This is a genomic window from Parafrankia sp. FMc2, from assembly GCF_041008525.1.
Lineage (GTDB): Bacteria > Actinomycetota > Actinomycetes > Frankiales > Frankiaceae > Parafrankia.
Genome location: NZ_JBFLUG010000011.1, coordinates 12,426 through 31,534, shown reverse-complemented (window position 1 = coordinate 31,534; position 19,109 = coordinate 12,426). Strand labels below are relative to the sequence as shown.

Genomic DNA, 19,109 nt, shown 5'->3' with positions numbered 1-19,109 from the left:
GGGCGGCCAGGCGGCCTGCCAGGGAACCCACGGGAAGGCTGCCCGCAGCACTGGCGGGCAAGATGGTGTTATGCAGATCTCCGCCCGGGCCGACTATGCACTGCGGGCCCTGCTCACGCTCGCCGCTTCGGACGGCAACCTCGTCAAGGGGGAGACGCTCGCCTCGGCTCAGGACCTCCCCCTGCGTTTCCTCGAGAACATCCTTACCGACCTGCGCCGCAGCGGTCTGGTGCAGAGCCGCCGCGGGGCGGACGGCGGCTACCAGCTGTGTCGCCCGGCCGAGGAGATCACGATCGCCACCGTGATCCGGGCCACCGACGGCCCGCTGGCCAGCGTGCGCGGCCGGCCGCCGGAGAACGCACACTACGAGGGCGCGGCGAAGCATCTGCAGGATGTCTGGATCGCTGTCCGCGTCAACCTGCGCAGAGTGCTCGAATCCGTCACCCTCGCGGACGTCGCCAGTGGGAAGCTTCCCGACATCGTCTGTGAGCTGCGCGAGGAGCCGGACGCCTGGTCGACGAGATAGCGACAGAGATAGCGCGGTGCATGGTGGGTTTCTCGTGGTTCGCCCCGGACGGGGATCCCGGCACGCACGCCGCTGCCGGCGCGGACACGGCTGCCGGCCCGATGGCGGGCGGCCCCGTCCCGGCCGACGGTCCCACCCCGACCGGTGGCGCTGCCCCGACCGGCGGTCCCGGGCAGTTGGCCGCGGTCGTCTTCGACTGGGGAGGCACGCTCACCCCCTTCCACGACGTGGACCTGCTCGACCTGTGGCGACTGGCGGCCCTGGAGATCTCTCCGCCGCAGGCAGACGAGATCACCGCCATCCTGGCCGGGCTGGAGGCGTCGTGGTGGAACTCCCGCGACGCCGCCGGCGGCCACGCCGGCAACGGGTCGGAGGGCGGGATGACGGGCTCGATCGCCGAGCTGCTGGCGGCGGCCTCCGCCCGGCTGGGCGTGGACGTGGCCGCGGCAGTCGTGCAGGCCGCGTCCCGGCGTGACCTCACGGCCTGGACCCCGCACACGATGTGCGACCCCGAGGCACTGCTGCTGGTCCACCTCGTCCGGGCCCGTGGCCTGCTCATCGGCCTGCTGACGAACACCCGGTGGCCGCGGCTGTGGCACGAGCGCATGCTGCAGCGCGACGGCCTGCTGGATCTCTTCCACGCCAGGGTCTACACCAGCGATCTTCCGTTCGACAAGCCCCATCCGATCGCGTTCCAGGCGGCCCTCGACGCGCTGGGGATCGGTGATCCGTCCCGCGTGCTGTTCGTCGGTGACCGGGTGCGGACCGACATCCGTGGGGCCCGGGCGGCCGGAATGCGGACCGTTCTCGTCCGCGACGGTGGCTCCGACGCGGTGAATCCGGAGATGGCCGGCCGCGCGGGGAAGCTACCCGCGGACGCGGTGATCGGCCGGCTCGGACAACTGCTCGAGGTCCTGGACGCGTTCGGCGCCGCACGCCCGGGCACCCCTCCGCCCCGCTGATCGCGACCGCCACCCGGCAGGTGCCCGCGCACGGCAGGTGCCCGCGCACGGCAGGTCAGCGGCCGGGGAAGGCCGGGCCTGCCGCCTCCGGGGCCACGCCCGCGGCCAGCCGCGCCCGCTGGCCGCGCAGCGCCATGGCGACGAGGGCGTCCACGGCCAGCTCGCGGTCGGCGCCGGTCAGCGCGCCGACGGCGGCGCCGGCCGAGACGGCGGACTGGTCCTCGACGCGGGAAAGCAGGTCGACTGAACCCTCGACCCCGGCCGGCTCGACCGGCAGGCGGTACGCGGGCAGCGCTGCCGGCGGCGTCGTGCCGTGGGCCCGCAGCGCCGCGACGAGCACGTCCCGCAGCGCACGGTGATCATCGTGGGCGGCCCGGGCAAGGGAGCGAGCTGGCTGGGCCGGTGCGCCCAGCGGCGCGAGTGCACCGCCTGCCGCCGCCGTCGCGAAGACGGCCGCGTGCGCCGCCGACAGCATCGTCGCCAGCGCCGCGACCGCGGCGGCTCCGCCGGCCTGCCCCTCGCCTGCGGTGGAGGCATCGTCGGTGGCGGGCCCGCCGGCGAGCGCTCCGTCGGCCGCTCCGCCGGCCGCTGCGACCAGCTCGGCGTGCCCGGACTCGGCGGCGCACAGGCTGCCCAGCAGCGGCGCGAGCCCGGAGCCGGCGGCCAGAGCGCCGGTCCGGTGTGCCGTGGCGGTTGTGTGCTCGAGCCCGGCGAGGGCGCTGAGGGCGGCTGCCCGTGCCGCAACGGTGTCGCCGGCCGGGATGCCGTCCGCGGGCGGGGGAACCATCGCTGTGCCAGGCGGCCCGGTGCTTCCGCCCACGGAGGCCGGGCCGGTGGTGGTGCTCGGGCCGATGCTGCCCGAACCCGCCGCGCTGTTCGGACGTCCGCTGCCGGCAACCGCGCCCACCCCGGGCAGGCCGAGCGCGACCAGCGCGCGGGCATGGTCGGCGTGGTGCGCGCGGATCGCCCGCAGCGCCCCGGCGAGGGCGGGATGCTCGTCGATCGCGGTGTCGTAGGCCGCCAGCAGGGCGGTCTCCCGGGCGTGGGCGTCGGTCGCCGCGGCCACATCGGCCGGGCTGGCGGTGGGCCCGGGGGCGGTGGGCGCCGACCCGGTGCAGCCGGCAGCGGCGGCGAGGACGGCCGCACCGGCGCTGACCACCGGGACGGCAGCCAGAAAGGCCCGGCGCGACGGCCCGGTGCCGCTTGCTGTGGACACCGCTGGAGCTTCGCACATCAGCCCGCGGCCTCTGGCCGGCGTGGCCCGCCCTGCTGTCACTGCTGCGCGGACGGCCCGCGATTGGAGACCTGTGCCGACGGACGTAGGCTAAGGATCTCGGCGGTGTGACGCTGGACGCTTGACGCGGGGGGCGCTGCCTGTCCGGGATGACGGCCCTGTCCCCCTGCGCCGTTTCCACGGCCGGTCACCGACGAGGCCGGGTGGCATGCGGCCACGGTCAGGGGCGCCGAGTCGGCGCGGGAAGGAACGGGCGAGGTGGCTAGGACGGGAGACTCCGGCCGGGCGGGGGTCCGTCGGCCGACGGCGCCGTCCCGAGGCACCGGAAGGACGCAGGCCTCCGCGGGAGGCAGCCGGGCAGCAACTGCGGCGGCGAACGAGGCCGCGCGGGTGGAGCTGCGGCGCAGGCTGGAGCCCGCGTTGGCCGCCGAGGGTTTCGATCTCGAGGACGTCGCCGTCTCACGGGCGGGTTCGCGCAGTGTGGTCCGAGTCGCCGTCGACCGTGAGGGCGGGATCGATCTCGACGCTGTCGCCGCGGCCAGCAGGCTGGTCTCCGCCGCCCTGGACGACGAGGCCGAGGGCGGTGCCGGCGGGCCACTCGCCGGGCCCTACGTGCTGGAGGTGACGTCGCCCGGTGTTGACCGGCCGCTGCTGGCTCCGAGGCACTGGCGCCGGGCCGTCGGGCGGGTGGTGCTCGTTCGGCGCTCTGATGGCGGCGACGTCGAGGGCAGGGTGCTTTCGGCCGACGACGAGGGTGCTGACCTCGCGGTTCCCACCGGGCCGGCCCGCCGCGGCCGGCCTGCCCGGACCCGGGTGGAGCGGGTGGTCTACGACACCGTGACCCGGGCGACCGTCCAGGTCGAGTTCGGGTCGGCCGCGGATGCCGACCAGCGCGACAGGGAGGCGGGCGGAGACCCGGTCGTCGGCCCCGAGGACGTCACCGACACGGATCTCGACGACTTCGACGACTTTGATGACGCGGACGATTCCGAGGACGCGGACGACGTCGACGATGCGGATGACGTCCACGACCTCGACGACGTCCACGACTCGGACGACACCGACGGAGTGGACGATCCGGGCGACGTCGCCGGGTCGGCGACCGCCGGGAGCGGTGCGGGGGGCGCGGTCGCGGCGGAGGCCGGGCACACCGTGCCGCCCCCCGATGAGCTGGTGCAGGATCATGGTGCCGTGGGCGCGGTTGCGGGCCCGAGCGGCCGGGACGGCAAGGAGATGAACCGGTGAAGCTCGACGTCGCTGCACTGCGGGGAATCGAGCGCGAGAAGGAGATCGCCTTCGACACTCTTGTCGAGGCGATCGAGACCGCGTTGCTGACCGCCTACAAACACACCAGTGGCTCCGCCGAGGACGCCCGGGTGGTGATCAACCGCACCAGCGGTGAGGTCGCGGTCTTCGCGCGGGAGAACGGGCCGGACGGTACCCCCAGGGAGTGGGACGACACGCCCGCGGACTTCGGCCGGATCGCCACCATGACCGCCAAGCAGGTCATCATGCAGCGCCTGCGTGAGGCGCAGCAGGAGGTGACCTACGGCCAGTACGCGGATCGCGAGCACGAGGTGGTCTCCGGCGTGGTCCAGCACCACGAGCAGCGAGCCGGTTCCCGGGTGGTCCTGGTCGACCTCGGCACGGTGGAAGGTGTCCTGCCGCCGGCCGAGCAGGTCCCCGGCGAGCGGCTCGAGCACGGTGATCGGATCAAGTGCTACGTCGTGCACGTGTCCCGTGGTGCGCACGGGCCGACCGTGACGCTCTCCCGCACCCATCCGGAGCTGGTCAAGGGGCTGTTCCGGCTCGAGGTGCCCGAGGTCGCCGACGGCACGGTCGAGCTGGCGGCGATCGCCCGGGAGGCTGGCCACCGCACCAAGATCGCGGTTCGTTCGAAGGCGTCCGGGGTGAACCCGAAGGGCGCCTGTATCGGCCCGATGGGCAGCCGGGTCCGGGCGGTCATGGCAGAGCTCCACGGCGAGAAGATCGACATTGTCGACTGGTCGGGCGACCCGGCGACCTTCGTCGGCAGCGCACTCTCCCCGGCGCGGGTGTCGCGGGTGGAGGTCACCGACCTGGCGAGCCGGTCGGCAAGGGTCGTCGTGCCCGACTACCAGCTGTCGCTCGCGATCGGCCGGGAGGGCCAGAACGCCCGGCTCGCCGCGAGGCTCACCGGGTGGCGGATCGACATCCACTCCGACACCGAGGGGAGCGGGGAGCGTGCCGAGCGGCCGACCGGGGACAACACGCCCCGGAACAACGGATCCGGGGGCGGCCCACGGAGGTCCTCCGCCATGGGCGGCCACTCTCGGGGCGCAACGGGATAGACTTATCATGGCGCGCCGTGCGGAGCCGGCTCCCCGGGTGACTCCCGCTCGTGCATCGAAAGCCCGTGCATCGAAGTCGGATGCCGGGAAGTCGAATGCCGAGCAGGGGCCACCGGGGGACTCTGGACCGATTCGTACCTGTGTCGGTTGTCGAAGCCGGGTGGCGCGGTCGAGCCTGTTGCGTATCGTCGTGGTCGGTGGCGAGCTCCTCCCGGATGTCCGCCGCCGAATGCAGGGCCGGGGCGCCCACGTGCACCCCGACCCCACGTGCGTCGATCTCGCGGAGCGCCGTAAGGCGTTCCCGCGGGCGCTGCGGGTCTCCGGGCCGCTCGGGCTGAATCAGGTCAGAGCACATCTGGAGCAGCGGACGCGCAACAGCAGCATGTAGAACAGAGGGGCGGGCGCCGCGAAGTGGCGGTGTCCGGGTGAGACAGCGGTGCGGTATCCGTTCCGGTGGGGATCGGTTCGGGTGGTTCGCGCCGGTAGGCGACGCCAGATCGACGTCGACATGGAAGCAGGTCGAGACAGCGATGACCGCGCAGTGAGAACGCAACCATGATCACCAGCAGGTAACGAGGTCACGCGGGCATGGACCGCGGGCCGAACGAAGGAGCACCGTGGCAGGAAAGGCCCGCGTACATGAGCTCGCGAAAGAGCTCGGCGTCGACAGCAAGACCGTGCTTGCCAAGCTGAAGGACCTTGGTGAGTTCGTGAAGTCCGCCTCGTCCACTGTCGAGGCACCTGTGGTCCGCAAGCTCAAGGAGGCCTTCCCCGCGGAAGGCTCCGGCGCCGCGGGCCGTTCCGGGGGCCGTCCCGGTAACGGGGCCCGGCCCACTCCGCCGCCTCGCCCAGGTCCTGTGCCTGGTCGTCCCGGCCCCATGCCTGGTCGTCCCGGCCCCGCCGGTGCCCGGCCCGTGCCCGGCCGTCCTGGCCCCGCGCCCGCTGCGGCGCGTCCCGGCCCGCCGGCCCCCCCGCAGCCCCCGCAGCCTCCGGTGAGTCCGCCGGCTCCGATCGCTCCGCCGCCCGCGGCCCAGCCGCAGGCGCCCCGTCCGATCGCTGCCTCGGCGGCTCCGGCCGCGCCCGCGCCTCCGGCGCCGGCGACCCCGCCGGCTCCGGGTGCTCCCGGCGCTCCGGGTGCCTCCGGGCCGCGTCCCGGCCCGGCGAGCCCGACCGCGGGTGGCCCGCGTCCCGGCCCGGCCCAGCAGGGTCGGCCGCGTCCCGGTGGCCCCGGGCAGGGTGGTCCCGGCAGCGGCCCGCGTCCCGGCCCCAGGCCGGGTCCCCGCCCGGCCGGTGCCGGCAACAACCCCTTCACCTCCCCGTCGGCCGGTCCGCGTGCCGGCTCCGGCCAGGGCGGCTCGCCGTCGGCTCCGCCGCGGCCCGGCGCCCCGCGTCCGGGTGGCCCGCGTCCGGGTGGCCCGCGTCCGGGTGGCCCGGGCGGTCCGCGTCCGTCGCCGGGCTCGATGCCGCCGCGTCCCGGCGGTTCCGGTGGTCAGCGTCCGTCGCCGGGCTCGATGCCGCCGCGTCCCGGTGGCTCCGGTGGTCCGCGCCCCAACGCGGGAATGTTCCAGCCCCGGCCTGCCGGTGGCGCTCCCGGGCGTCCGGGTGGCGCGCCGGGCCGTCCCGGTGGCGGCGGTGGCGGCGGTCCGCGCCCAGGCGGTGGCGGCGGGTTCGCCGGCCGTGGCGGTGCGCCCGGTCGTCCCGGCGGCGGTGGCGGTGGCGCTCCCGGTCGTCCCGGTGGTGGCGGTCCCGGTGGTGGCGGTCGTCCGGCCGCTGGTGGCCGCGGTCGCGGTGGTACCACGGCGGGTGCCTTCGGCCCCGGTGGCCGTGGGCGTCCCGGCCGGCAGCGCAAGTCCAAGCGCGCGAAGCGGCAGGAATGGGAGAGCGGGCTCGAGGCGCCGCGCATGGGGGCGATGGTCCCTCGCGGCAACGGGCAGGCGATCCGGCTGCCCCGCGGCGCGTCGCTCGCGGACTTCGCCGACAAGATCGACGCCAACCCCGGCGCTCTTGTCCAGGTGGTGTTCACCCAGCTGGGTGAGATGGTCACGGCCACCCAGTCCTGCACCGACGAGACGTTGCAGCTGCTTGGCGTGACGCTCGGCTACGAGGTCCAGATCGTCAGCCCGGAGGACGAGGACAAGGAGCTCCTGGAGAGCTTCGACCTCTCGTTCGGCGGCGAGTACGGCGACGACGTCGAGATGGGTACCCGTCCGCCGGTCGTGACGGTCATGGGTCACGTCGACCACGGAAAGACGAAGCTGCTCGACGCGGTCCGCTCCACGGACGTCGTCGGTGGCGAGGCCGGCGGGATCACCCAGCACATCGGCGCCTACCAGGTGCGGGCGGTGGTCGACGGCGACGAGCGGCCGATCACCTTCATCGACACCCCGGGTCACGAGACCTTCACGGCCATGCGTGCCCGCGGTGCCCAGGTGACCGACATCGTCGTCCTCGTCGTCGCGGCGGACGACGGTGTGAAGCCGCAGACCGTCGAGGCGCTCAACCACGCGCAGGCGGCCGGCGTGCCGGTCGTCGTGGCGGTGAACAAGGTCGACAAGGAGGGCGCGGACCCGGCGAAGGTCCGTGGCCAGCTCACCGAGTACGGCCTGGTCGCCGAGGAGTACGGCGGCGACACGATGTTCGTCGACGTCTCCGCGCGCAACCGGACCGGTATCGACGCTCTGCTGGAGGCGGTCATCCTGACCGCCGACGCATCCCTCGACCTGCAGGCGCCGACTGGCACCGAGGCTCAGGGTGTGGCGATCGAAGGCCGCCTCGACCGTGGCCGTGGCCCGGTAGCGACGGTGCTGGTCCAGCGCGGGACCCTGCGTGTCGGTGACTCGGTCGTCGCTGGCGAGGCCTTCGGCCGCGTGCGTGCGATGCTCGACGAGAACGGCGCGCAGGTCACCGAGGCGGGCCCGGCGCGGCCCGTGCAGGTGCTCGGTTTCACCAGCGTTCCCGACGCCGGCGACAACTTCCTCGTCGTACCCGAGGACCGGGTCGCCCGGCAGATCGCCGAGCGCAGGCAGGCCCGTGAGCGCAACGCCGAGCTGGCGCTGAGCCGCGGTCGCCCGACGCTGGAGAGCATCCTCGAGCGGATGAAGGAGGGCGAGAAGACCCAGCTCAACCTCATCCTCAAGGGTGACGTGTCGGGTTCGGTCGAAGCCCTCGAGGACGCCCTGCTCAAGATCGACGTCGGCGACGAGGTCGGTCTGCGGATCATCGACCGTGGTGTCGGCGCGATCACCGAGACCAACGTCATGCTGGCGTCGGCCTCGGACGCGGTCATCATCGGCTTCAACGTCCGCCCGCAGGGCAAGGCGACGGAGCTGGCCGACCGCGAGGGCGTGGAGGTCCGCTACTACTCGGTGATCTACCAGGCCATCGAGGACATCGAGAACGCCCTCAAGGGCATGCTCAAGCCGGTGTACGAAGAGGCCCAGCTCGGTACCGCGGAGGTCCGCGAGGTCTTCCGGGTCCCCCGGGTCGGCAACGTCGCCGGTTCGCTCGTCCGCTCCGGCATCATCCGCCGCAACACCAAGGCCCGGCTCATCCGGGACGGTGTGGTGGTCGCGGACAATCTCACCGTCGACTCGCTCAAGCGGTTCAAGGACGACGCGACGGAGGTCCGCGAGGGCTACGAGTGCGGTATCGGTCTCGGGTCGTTCAACGACATCAAGATCGATGACGTGATCGAGACCTTCGAGCAGCGGGAGGTTGCCCGCACCTGATCCGGCGGTGTCGGTGCCGGTCGTACCTCTGGTCCGACCGGCACCGGCGCTCCGCGCATTCAGGATGTGGGAAGATCATGTGGATCGGGACCCTGACGCTGGACATTCTTCTCGGCGATGTCCACTCGCTGAAGGAGAAACGGTCGGTCGTCCGGCCGGTCGTGGCGGAGCTCCGGCGGCGTTTCGCGGTGAGTACCGCGGAGACCGGCAGCCTGGATCTGCACCGTCGCGTCGAGATCGGAGTGGCTGTCGTGGCCGCGGACCGCGCGCACTGCGTGGAGGTCATCAGCGCCTGCGAGGACCTGGTGGCGCGACGCCCGGAGCTGGAGGTTCTCTCGGCGCGGGCGCGCTTCCTCTCCGGGGATGACGTGGACGGCCATCCCGGGCCCGAGACGGTTCCGTCCCAGGGCGTGCCCTGATCCGTCCCGTGCCACGGAGCGGCCCCTGCTGTGGACACGGACACGAGCGTGGCGGCACAGTCGCGAGCGCGGCGCACGTGACCGGCGGTTCCGGGTGCGGTGCCTGGACCGCGGGGGCAGCAGGAATCTGGTGGGTGTCGACCGTGCGCCGGCCGGGCACCGTGGTGTCCGCCCGCCGAGGTCGACCGGGTGAGTGAGGGAGGTGGGCGGTGGCTGATCCGGCCCGCGCACGCCGGCTGGCAGTGCGCATCCGTGAGGTGGTCGCGTCCACGCTGGAACGCGGTGTGAAGGATCCCCGTCTCGGAATGGTGACCGTGACGGACGCTCGGGTCACCCCCGACCTGCTCGACGCGACGATCTTCTACACGGTGTACGGCGATGACGATGCGCGGGAGGCCTCGGCCGCCGCGTTGGAATCGGCGAGGGGGATGCTGCGCAGCCAGGTCGGGCGCGCCACCGGGGTCAAGGTCACCCCGACGCTGACCTTCATCCACGACCGGCTGCCCGAGGACACGCAGCACCTCGAGGACCTGCTCGACGTCGCCCGGCGGCGGGACGCGGAGATCGCCCGGGCGCGCCAGGACGCTACGCCCGCCGGTGAGCCGGACCCCTACCGGCGGCCCCGGGAGATCGACGTCGAGCTCGAGATCGACGAAGCCGACCTCGAGCTCGACGTCGAGCCGGAGCCGGGCCGCGACTGGGCGGACCCCGATGCTGTGGGCGGTGACGAGGCCCGGAGCGGGTGGCGGGAGTCGGCGTCATGACGGTCATCTCCGCGACGGGTCCGGGATCCGGCGCGGGATCGTCCGGCCCAGGTGAAGCCACGCTCGGCGCGCCGGGCGGCGCGGGATCCGCCCAGGCCCTGCAGGACGCGGTGCGGGCGCTGCGCGGCGTCGCGGACGCCGGTGCGGAAGTGCTGCTGCTCGCCCACATCAACCCGGACGGGGACAGCCTCGGCTCGGCGATCGCGCTCGGCCTGGCCCTGCGCCGCCTTGGTGCGCGCCCCCGCGTCTCGTTCGACGCGGATCCCTTCGTGGTCCCGCGCACGCTGGGCTTCCTGCCCGGCCAGGACCTGCTGGTCGCACCCGACGACCTGGGCGGGCGCGGTGGTGCGGAGCTGGTCGTGACGCTGGACGCGGGCAGCGAGGAACGCCTCGGTGGCCTGGCCCGGCGGCTCGCCGGCCCGCGTTCGCTCGTCGTGGACCACCACGCCTCCAACACCCTGTTCGGTGACATCAACCTGGTCGACATCGCGGCAGCGTCCACCAGCGTGCTGGTGGTGCGGCTGATCGACGCCCTCGGCGTGGAGCTCGACCAGGACATGGCCACCGCGGTGTACACGGGGCTGGCCACGGACACCGGTTCCTTCCGGTACGCGGCGACGACGCCGTCCGTCCACGAGCTGGCCGCCCGCCTGCTGGCGACCGGAGTCCGGCACGACCTGATCGGCCGGACACTCTGGGACACCCACCGCTTCGGCTATCTCAAGCTCCTGGGGGAGACCCTGCAGCGGGCCCGGCTGGAGCCTGAGTTCGATCTCATCTGGACCTGGTGCACCGAGGCCGACCTGCGCGCGGCCGGGATCGGGTACGACGAGATCGAGGCCGTCATCGACACGGTCCGGACGGTGTCCGAGGCCGAGGTCGCCGTCGTCTGCAAGCAGGACGGCGGTGTCTGGAAGCTGTCGGTGCGTTCCAAGGGCGCGGTGGACGTCGGCGCGGTCTGCACCGCCCTGGGCGGTGGCGGCCATCGTTTCGCCGCCGGGATCTCGTCGTCGGCGCCGCTCGAGACGGTGATGGCCCGGTTCCGGGAGAAGATCGTGCACGCTCCCCGGCTTGCGGGGTGAACGTGTGGTGAGCCCACCGGAATCCGCGGAATCCCCGGCCTCGTCGCCGTCGCCGTCGCCGTCGCCGTCGCCCTCGCCCTCGCCCCTGCCGTCGCCGTCCGCCCCGGCCCGGCCATCGGCTGCGGCCGTGGACGGTCTGGTCGTGGTCGACAAGCCGGCGGGGTGGACGTCCCACGACGTGGTGGCACGATCACGGCGCCCGCTGCGCACGCGCCGCGTCGGTCATGCCGGGACGCTCGACCCGATGGCCACCGGAGTGCTGGTCCTCGGCGTCGGCCGCGGCACGAGGCTGCTCGGCCGGCTGGCGCTGACCACGAAGGTGTATGAGGCGACGATCCGCCTGGGCCGCACCACCACGACGGACGACGCCGAGGGCGAACCGGTCGAGGACCGCCCGGTTGAGGTCGACGCCACTGGCCTGGCGGCGGGGATGGCGGCGCTCACCGGGGAGATCGACCAGGTCCCGTCCAGTGTGAGCGCGGTGAAGGTCAACGGGGTGCGGGCCTATGCCCGGGTCCGAGCCGGCGAGGAGGTCACCCTGGCGGCCCGCCGGGTCACCGTGAGCCGTTTCGACCTCCTCGCGCGGCGCGAGCGCGATCTGGACGTCGTGGTGGCCTGTTCCAGCGGGACGTACATCCGCGCGCTCGCCCGCGACCTGGGTGCCGCCCTCGGCTGTGGGGGGCACCTGACCGCGCTGCGCCGGCGGGAGGTCGGGCCGTTCGGGCTCACCGCGGCGGTGACGCTGGACGAGCTGGCCGAGCGTGGGCCGGCGGCAGTGCTGCCGCTCGGGGCGGCGGTGGCGGCGGCCTTCCCACGCCGGGACGTCGACGTGACCGAGGCCCGTGATGTCGCTCACGGCCGGCGACTGCCTCCACTGGGCAGTTCCGGCCCCTATGGCGTCTTCGGACCGGATGGCGCCGTTCTGGCCCTCTTCGAGGAGCAGGACGGAACAGCCCGGCCGATCGTGGTCTTCGCGCCGGCGTAGCACCGGCATCTCCGCGCCCGGCGTCGACGCCGCGCCGGCCGGGGGCGGTCGCGGGAACGCGAAGCTCGACCCGCCGCGGATCGAAGATCAATTCGTGATGCCCTAGGCTTCGGCAGGTGCGACGTTGGCGCGGAGTCGAGAACACCCCGGACGACTGGCCCGGCGGAGTCGTCACCATTGGCTTCTTCGACGGCGTTCATCTGGGCCACCGCCGGATCATCGGGCGGGCCGTCGAGCTTGCCCGGGAACGCGGGCAGCAGGCGACGGTGCTGACGTTCGACCCGCATCCCGCCGAGGTCCTGCGCCCGGGTACGCATCCCGCGCAGCTGACCACCCTGCGTTACAAGGCGGAGCTGCTCGCGGCCATCGGTGTCGACGCGCTCTGCGTCGCCCCGTTCACCCTGGAGTTCAGCCGGATCCCGGCGGAGGAGTTCGTCCGCCAGGTGCTGGTGGGTCGGCTGCGGGCGTCCACCGTGGTCGTGGGGGAGAACTTCACCTACGGCCACCGCGCGGCCGGCACGGTGCAGACGCTGGCCCGCAGCGGGGCGGCGGAGGGCTTCGCGGTGGAGGGGATCGGTCTGGTGCGCGCGGACGAGAAGGTGTTGTCCTCCACCGAGATCCGCCGCCGGGTCGCCGCGGGCGACGTCGAGGGTGCCGCGGTGGCGCTCGGCCGGCCGCACCGGGTCGAGGGCGTGGTGGTGCACGGTGACGCCCGTGGCCGCACGATCGGCTACCCGACCGCGAACCTGCAGTGCACACCGTGGTCGGCGGTGCCCGCCGACGGCGTCTACGCGGGGTTCGCGAGCTGGTCCGACCAGCGTCGGGCCGCCGCGATCTCGATCGGTACGAACCCGACGTTCGAGGGGCGGGAGCGCAGGGTCGAGGCGTTCCTGCTCGACTTCGACGGCGATCTCTACGGCGAGTACATGACCTACGAGTTCACCCGCCTGCTGCGTCCGACCCTGCGTTTCGACTCCGTCGACGAGCTCGTCGAGCAGATGGGCCGGGACGTCGACGCGACCAGGACGGCCACCCTTCCCGTCTGACCCGGGCCGGAGCCCGGATCGGTCCCGCGGCTGGACGGCGGCAGGAGTCCTGGGACCGCGGCAGGAATCGGAGGGACCGGCGGGCGGGGTGCGGGGACGGGGAGTGAAGCTGCCGTCGGTGTAGCGCCAGGTGCTGCCAGTAGGTGCCATATAGTTGCGGCGTGGACCAGTCCGCGCGACCGGCCCCGTCGGAGACAGCGGCGGTGTATGCCCGTGTCTCGTCCGCCGACCAGAAGCCGGACCTTGACCGGCAGGTCGCCCGAATCGTCACCTGGGTTGCCAGCCAGAACCGGACTGCCAGCCAGAACCGGACCGTCGGCACGGTCATCACCGAGGTCTGCGCCGGATGAAGACACTGCAGGCATACCGCTTCGCCCTCGACCCGAACGACAGCCAACTCGCTGGCCTGCGCCGGCACGCGGGTGCGTCGAGGTTCGCCTACAACTGGGGTCTGGCCCGGGTGAAGGCGGCGTTGTCGCAGCGCGCGGCCGAGGCGACCTACGGCGTCACCGGCGAGGGGCTGACCCCGGTGCCGTGGACGCTTCCCGCGCTCCGCCGCGCGTGGAACGCGGCCAAGCGGGAGATCGCGCCGTGGTGGGACGCGTGCTCGAAGGAGGCGTTCTCCGCCGGCCTGGACCAGCTTGCCCGCGCGTTGACGAACTTCAGCGATTCCCGCAGGGGACAACGCAGGGGCCGGCGGGTCGGCTTTCCCCGGTTCAAGAAGCGCGGGAAGACCCGCGACTCGTTCCGCTACACGACCGGCGCCTACGGCCCCGCCGACGCGACCCACGTGAAGCTCCCCCGGATCGGCCGGGTCAGAGTCCACGAGCCGACCGACGCGCTCACCGGCCGTCTGGCAGACGGCCGGGACGGTCGGGGTCGACCTGGGCGTGAAACACCTCGCTGTCCTGCCGACGGGCGAGACGGTTCCCAACCCGAAGCACTACGAGCGTGCCGAGCGGAAACTGCGCCGGGCGGCCCGGGCCCACGCCCGGTCGGAGCCCGGCAGTGCTGGGCGCCGCCAGCGCGCCGCCGCACTGGCTCGTGTCCACGCCCGGATCGCCGACCAGCGGCGCGACGGGCTCCACAAGCTCACGACCCGGCTCGCGAAGACCCACGACGTCGTGGTCGTGGAAGACCTCAACGTCACCGCAATGGTCCGCAACCGGCGCCTCGCGAAGGCCGTCTCCACCACCGGCTTCACGCAGATCCGCCGTCAGCTTGCCTACAAGACCGGGTGGTACGGCTCGACGCTGCACGTCGCGGATCGCTGGTACCCAAGCTCGAAGACCTGTTCCGGCTGTGGTTGGCGAAACCCAAGTCTGACCCCGGCCGACCGCACCTTCCGCTGCCAGTCCTGCGGACTGGCCCTCGACCGCGACGCCAACGCCGCGATCAACCTGGCACACCTCGTCGCCGCCAGTACGTCGGAGACGCGAAACGCCCGTGGAGCCGACCGTAAGACCACACTCGTCCGGCAGGTGGCTACGAAGCGGGAACCTGGCACGGCCAAGGCCGGTCAGACCAGGGGTGCCGGCGCGCAAGTGCCGGCGGCGTGAACGGCGAGCGCTGCTGCTCATCGATCCGCAACGGTTGATAAGCTTCCCCCTCAGGCGGGAGCGGTGTGTCCGGTGACGGCGTGCCGGATGGTCGACTCGCGGTGGTTGCTGATGGTGTACAGCTGGTGACTTGCAGCTGATGGTGTTCAGCGGTCGCCGGGGTCCGGCGGTGGTCGGAGCGGGTTTCGGTGAGGTGCCGAGGGCCCGGGGCCGCCGGCGGCGGTGCGACCTCCGGTGGCTGACACCGGCGGGATGTCCGGGTGGAGAAGACCCCGGGCGCGCGCCGCCCCGGACGAGGAACGAGGTGGAGCGTGCCGCTCTCTAGCGACGTCAAGCAGAAGATCATGTCGGACTACGCCACGGTCGAACGGGACACCGGTTCGCCCGAGGTCCAGGTGGCGATGCTGACCCGTCGCATCAGTGACCTGACGGAGCACCTGAAGGTCCACAAGCACGACCACCACAGCCGCCGCGGGCTTCTCCTGCTGGTCGGGCGTCGGCGCCGGCTGCTGAACTACCTGTCGAAGACAGACATCAACCGCTATCGCGCACTGATCGAACGACTCGGTCTGCGCCGATAGTCAACAAGAGGGAGCGCCCCGGTGGCGCTCCCTCCGGCGCATCCGGGGTAGATACCGGGGCGTCGGGCCGTCGGCGGCACTCGGTCGCCCGGCGGTCGCAGGACCTGGCCGGGTCCGCGCGGCATGAGCCGCCGGTCCTCGGTCGTGGCCGCCTGGACGGTGCCCACCGGCGCCGGCCCCGGAGACTTCGACTGAGCACCGGCATCCTCGATGGCGCGGGCACGGCCCACGATGAGGATGGAGTATCGAGTGGACGACTCGACACAGGCGGCCGAGGCGGTCATCACGACACCGGCCGGAACCCGCACGGTGCGGTTCGAGACCGGCCGGCTGGCCAGGCAGGCCGCCGGTGCGGTGGTCGCTCACCTGGGCGACACCATGGTCCTGTCGGCGACGACAGTGAGCCGGTCGCCGAAGGAGCAGCTGGACTTCTTCCCGCTCACGGTGGACGTCGAGGAGCGGATGTACGCGGCCGGGCGCATTCCCGGATCGTTCTTCCGCCGCGAGGGGCGTCCCAGCGAGGACGCGATCCTGACCTGCCGGCTGATCGACCGCCCGCTGCGCCCGTCGTTCGCGAAGGGGCTGCGCAACGAGATCCAGGTCGTCGCGACCGTGCTGGCGCTGGACCCGGAGACCCTCTACGACGTCGTCGCGATCAACGCGGCGAGTGCGTCGACGATGCTGGCGGGCCTGCCGTTCAGCGGCCCGATCGGCGCGACCCGGGTCGGGTTCGTCGACGGTGAGTGGATCGCCTTCCCGACCCACCCCGAGCTGGAGCGGGCCACGTTCGACATGGTCGTGGCCGGCCGCGTCCTGGAGGACGGCTCCGACGTCGCGATCATGATGGTCGAGGCGGAGTCCACCCCGGGCACCGTCAACCTGCTCGCGGGCGGTGCCGCGGCGCCGACCGAGGAGGTCGTCGCGGCGGGCCTGGAGGCGGCGAAGCCCGCGATCCGCGAGCTGTGCCGGGCGCAGAGCGAGCTCGCCGCTGGCGCGGCCAAGGCGCGGCGCGAGTTCCCGGTCTTCGTCGACTACCACGACGACGTGCTGGAGTCGATGACCGCGGCTGTGGGCGAGGAGCTCGCGGCGGCGCTGCGCATCGCGGGCAAGACCGAGCGCGAGACCGAGCTTGAGCGGGTCCGCGCGCTGGCGGTCGAGAAGGTCTCCGGCCAGTTCGAGGGCCGCGACAAGGAGATCGGCCCGGCCTACCGGGCACTGACCAAGAAGCTGGTCCGCTCGCGGATCGTCGCCGACGGCGTGCGTATCGACGGCCGGTCGACGACCGAGATCCGGGAGTTGTCGGCCGAGGTCGACTACATCCCGCGGGTGCACGGCTCGGCGCTGTTCGAGCGGGGCGAGACGCAGATCCTCGGCGTCACGACGCTGGCGATGCTGCGGATGGAGCAGACCGTCGACACGCTCAACCCGGAGCGCACCAAGCGCTACATGCACAACTACAACTTCCCGCCGTACTCCACCGGGGAGACGGGCCGGGTCGGCTCGCCCAAGCGTCGCGAGATCGGCCACGGCGCGCTCGCCGAGCGGGCGCTGCTGCCGGTGCTGCCCAGCCGCGAGGAGTTCCCCTACGCGATCCGCCAGGTCTCCGAGGCGCTGGGCTCGAACGGCTCGACCAGCATGGGCTCGGTGTGCGCGAGCACGCTGTCGCTGCTCAACGCGGGTGTGCCGCTGAAGGCGCCGGTGGCCGGCATCGCGATGGGCCTGATCAAGGAGGGTGACTCCTTCGTCACCCTCACCGACATCCTCGGTGCCGAGGACGCCTACGGTGACATGGACTTCAAGGTCGCCGGTACCCGGGACTTCGTCACCGCCCTGCAGCTCGACACCAAGCTCGACGGCATCCCCGCGTCGGTGCTGGCGGCGGCCCTGCAGCAGGCTCGGGCGGCCCGGCTGACGATCCTGGAAGTGATGGCCGAGGCCATCGGCGAGCCGGACGAGATGTCCGCGCACGCGCCGCGGGTCATCTCGGTGAAGATTCCGGTCGACAAGATCGGTGAGGTCATCGGGCCCAAGGGCAAGATGATCAACCAGATCCAGGCCGACTCCGGCGCCGAGATCACGGTCGAGGACGACGGCACGATCTACATCGGCGCCGCCGACGGGCCGTCGGCGGAGACCGCCCGCTCCGCGATCAACGCGATCGCCAACCCGCAGATGCCCGAGGTGGGGGAGCGCTACCTCGGCACCATCGTCAAGATCACCAACTTCGGTGCCTTCGTGTCACTGACCCCGGGCAAGGACGGCCTGCTCCACGTGAGCAAGCTCAAGCAGCTCGCGGGCGGCAAGCGGGTGGAGAAGGTGGAGGACGTCCTGTCGGTGGGCCAGAAGCTGCAGGTGGAGATCACCGAGATCGACGCCCGCGGCAAGATCAGCCTCGCGCCCGGGGCGGAGGCCTCCGACGCGGTTGCCGTCGAGTCCTGAGTCACCCCGTGTACGCGGGGGTCCTCCTCCTGACAGGAGCACTGTGACGGAGACGGAACTGTCCTCCTCTGGCGGGCGCACGCAGGCCACGGGCGGGCCGGAGGTCACCTCCGGCCCGCAGCCGGGCCGTGTCGCCGACCTGCTCGCGGCGGGCGGTGGCACCGCGGAGCTGCTCGCCGGGACGGTGCGCCGCACCGTCCTGCCGGGCGGCCTGCGGGTCATCACGGAGAAGGTGCCCGGGGTCCGCTCGGTGGCCATCGGCGTCTGGGTCGGTGTGGGGTCCCGCGACGAGACGCCCCTGACCGGCGGCTGCTCGCACTACCTGGAGCACCTGCTGTTCAAGGGCACCCCGACCCGGGACGCGCTGACAATCAGCGCTGCCATCGAGGCGGTCGGCGGGGATCTCAACGCCTTCACGAACAAGGAGTACACCTGCTACTACGCCCGGGTCCTCGACGACGACCTGGGCCTGGCCGTCGACGTCGTCTGCGACATGGTCGCCAACTCGCTGGTGACCGCGGACGACGTCGAGGCCGAGCGCGGCGTGATCCTCGAGGAGATCGCCATGCACGAGGACGACCCGGGTGACGTCGTGCACGACGTCTTCGCGGATGCCGTCCTCGGGTCGTCGGTACTGGGCCGGCCGGTGCTCGGCACGGTCGAGACGATCCAGGCCCTCGGCCGGGAGACGATCTTCGACTACTACCGCGAGCACTACGCGCCACCGGCGCTGGTGATCTCGATCGCGGGCAACCTCGACCACGACCACGCCCTCGACCGGGTGACCAGGGCGTTCGCCGACCACCTCGGTGGGCCGGCACGGACGCAGGACGTCCGCCGCGGTGACTACCCGTTCCCGCCCCCGCCGGGGATCGTCGTGGCCAACCGGCCGACCGAGCAGGCCCACGTCGTGCTCGGCACGACCGGCCTGTCCCGGCACGACCCGCGCCGCTACGCGCTCGGGCTGCTGTCCCAGGCCCTGGGCGGCGGGATGAGCTCGCGGCTGTTCCAGGAGGTCCGGGAGAAGCGGGGCCTGGCCTACTCGGTCTACTCGTTCGACAACCAGTTCGCCGACGCCGGTCTGTTCGGGGTGTACGCGGGCTGCACGCCGGGCCGCGCCGACGACGTCCTGGAGATCTGCCGCGAGCAGGTGCACCAGATCGCCGAGCACGGCATCACCGCGGAGGAGCTCGACCGGGCCCGCGGGCAGAACCGCGGCGGGCTCGTGCTCAACCTGGAGGACACCGGGTCGCGGATGTCCCGGCTCGGGAAGTCCGAGCTCGTCCACGGCGAGATCCTCTCGGTGGACGAGGTGCTGGCCCGGGTCGAGGCTGTCACCCTGGACGACGTGCGGGCCCTCGCCGGCGAGCTCGTCGACCAGCCGTGGTCGCTGGGCGTCATCGGCCCGTTCGACGACCACGACTTCAGTGCCGCGGTCGCCCGCTGAGTCGTCA

Annotated in this window: 15 protein-coding genes and 2 pseudogenes; 16 read left to right on the top strand and 1 reads right to left on the bottom strand. The window is 72.8% G+C overall.

Annotated features, from left to right (window positions below):
• The first annotated feature begins 70 nt into the window (after positions 1 to 70).
• Both AB1460_RS06480 and AB1460_RS06475 read left to right on the top strand, forming a co-directional pair.
• Positions 71 to 526, top strand: coding sequence for an RrF2 family transcriptional regulator (locus tag AB1460_RS06480; protein WP_018640643.1), 456 nt, complete (start codon positions 71 to 73; stop codon positions 524 to 526).
• Positions 527 to 546: 20 nt separating this feature from the next.
• Positions 547 to 1,488 carry an HAD family hydrolase gene (locus AB1460_RS06475; protein ID WP_368959692.1) on the top strand — a complete coding sequence of 314 codons (942 nt, stop codon included), beginning with the start codon at positions 547 to 549 and terminating at the stop codon, positions 1,486 to 1,488.
• Between the two features lie 55 nt (positions 1,489 to 1,543).
• Here the strand turns inward: AB1460_RS06475 and AB1460_RS06470 are convergent, their stop codons facing one another.
• The gene (locus AB1460_RS06470) at positions 1,544 to 2,704 is read right to left on the bottom strand and encodes a DUF4439 domain-containing protein (RefSeq protein WP_368959691.1); all 1,161 of its coding nucleotides are present in this window, start codon (positions 2,702 to 2,704) and stop codon (positions 1,544 to 1,546) included.
• A 276-nt stretch (positions 2,705 to 2,980) separates the two neighbouring features.
• Here AB1460_RS06470 and rimP point away from each other — a divergent pair, with 276 nt between their 5' ends.
• From rimP to AB1460_RS06400, 14 genes and pseudogenes are all read left to right on the top strand, one after another.
• Positions 2,981 to 3,967, top strand: coding sequence for a ribosome maturation factor RimP (gene rimP, locus AB1460_RS06465; RefSeq protein WP_368959690.1), 987 nt, complete (start codon positions 2,981 to 2,983; stop codon positions 3,965 to 3,967).
• Positions 3,964 to 5,052, top strand: a complete 1,089-nt coding sequence (gene nusA / locus AB1460_RS06460) for a transcription termination factor NusA (RefSeq protein WP_368959689.1) — start codon at positions 3,964 to 3,966, stop codon at positions 5,050 to 5,052. The genes rimP and nusA overlap by 4 nt, the downstream gene beginning before the upstream one ends.
• Before the next feature lie 130 nt (positions 5,053 to 5,182).
• Positions 5,183 to 5,440, top strand: a complete 258-nt coding sequence (locus AB1460_RS06455) for a YlxR family protein (RefSeq protein WP_368959743.1) — start codon at positions 5,183 to 5,185, stop codon at positions 5,438 to 5,440.
• 229 nt (positions 5,441 to 5,669) lie between these two features.
• Positions 5,670 to 8,780 (top strand): translation initiation factor IF-2, encoded by a 3,111-nt coding sequence (infB, locus tag AB1460_RS06450; RefSeq protein ID WP_368959688.1) that lies wholly within the window; start codon positions 5,670 to 5,672, stop codon positions 8,778 to 8,780.
• 77 nt (positions 8,781 to 8,857) lie between these two features.
• Positions 8,858 to 9,199 (top strand): DUF503 domain-containing protein, encoded by a 342-nt coding sequence (locus AB1460_RS06445; RefSeq protein WP_368959687.1) that lies wholly within the window; start codon positions 8,858 to 8,860, stop codon positions 9,197 to 9,199.
• A gap of 209 nt (positions 9,200 to 9,408) precedes the next feature.
• A complete protein-coding gene (rbfA, locus tag AB1460_RS06440; RefSeq protein WP_368959686.1) occupies positions 9,409 to 9,963 on the top strand; it encodes a 30S ribosome-binding factor RbfA in 555 nt (184 codons plus the stop codon).
• The gene (locus tag AB1460_RS06435; RefSeq protein ID WP_368959685.1) at positions 9,960 to 11,045 is read left to right on the top strand and encodes a DHH family phosphoesterase; all 1,086 of its coding nucleotides are present in this window, start codon (positions 9,960 to 9,962) and stop codon (positions 11,043 to 11,045) included. The genes rbfA and AB1460_RS06435 overlap by 4 nt, the downstream gene beginning before the upstream one ends.
• A 127-nt stretch (positions 11,046 to 11,172) precedes the next feature.
• Positions 11,173 to 12,030 carry a tRNA pseudouridine(55) synthase TruB gene (gene truB / locus AB1460_RS06430; RefSeq protein WP_368959684.1) on the top strand — a complete coding sequence of 286 codons (858 nt, stop codon included), beginning with the start codon at positions 11,173 to 11,175 and terminating at the stop codon, positions 12,028 to 12,030.
• A 116-nt stretch (positions 12,031 to 12,146) separates the two neighbouring features.
• Positions 12,147 to 13,076 carry a bifunctional riboflavin kinase/FAD synthetase gene (locus AB1460_RS06425; protein WP_368959683.1) on the top strand — a complete coding sequence of 310 codons (930 nt, stop codon included), beginning with the start codon at positions 12,147 to 12,149 and terminating at the stop codon, positions 13,074 to 13,076.
• Between the two features lie 203 nt (positions 13,077 to 13,279).
• Positions 13,280 to 13,366 (top strand): annotated as a pseudogene (locus AB1460_RS06420) (IS607 family transposase); the annotation flags it as partial.
• Positions 13,367 to 13,422: 56 nt separating this feature from the next.
• Positions 13,423 to 14,635, top strand: a pseudogene (locus AB1460_RS06415) (RNA-guided endonuclease TnpB family protein).
• Positions 14,636 to 14,946: 311 nt separating this feature from the next.
• A complete protein-coding gene (gene rpsO, locus AB1460_RS06410; protein ID WP_018640655.1) occupies positions 14,947 to 15,216 on the top strand; it encodes a 30S ribosomal protein S15 in 270 nt (89 codons plus the stop codon).
• A 249-nt stretch (positions 15,217 to 15,465) separates the two neighbouring features.
• The gene (locus AB1460_RS06405) at positions 15,466 to 17,655 is read left to right on the top strand and encodes a polyribonucleotide nucleotidyltransferase (protein WP_368959682.1); all 2,190 of its coding nucleotides are present in this window, start codon (positions 15,466 to 15,468) and stop codon (positions 17,653 to 17,655) included.
• A gap of 43 nt (positions 17,656 to 17,698) precedes the next feature.
• Complete coding sequence (locus AB1460_RS06400) at positions 17,699 to 19,102, top strand: M16 family metallopeptidase (protein ID WP_368959681.1); 1,404 nt, start codon at positions 17,699 to 17,701, stop codon at positions 19,100 to 19,102.
• Positions 19,103 to 19,109: the final 7 nt, after the last annotated feature.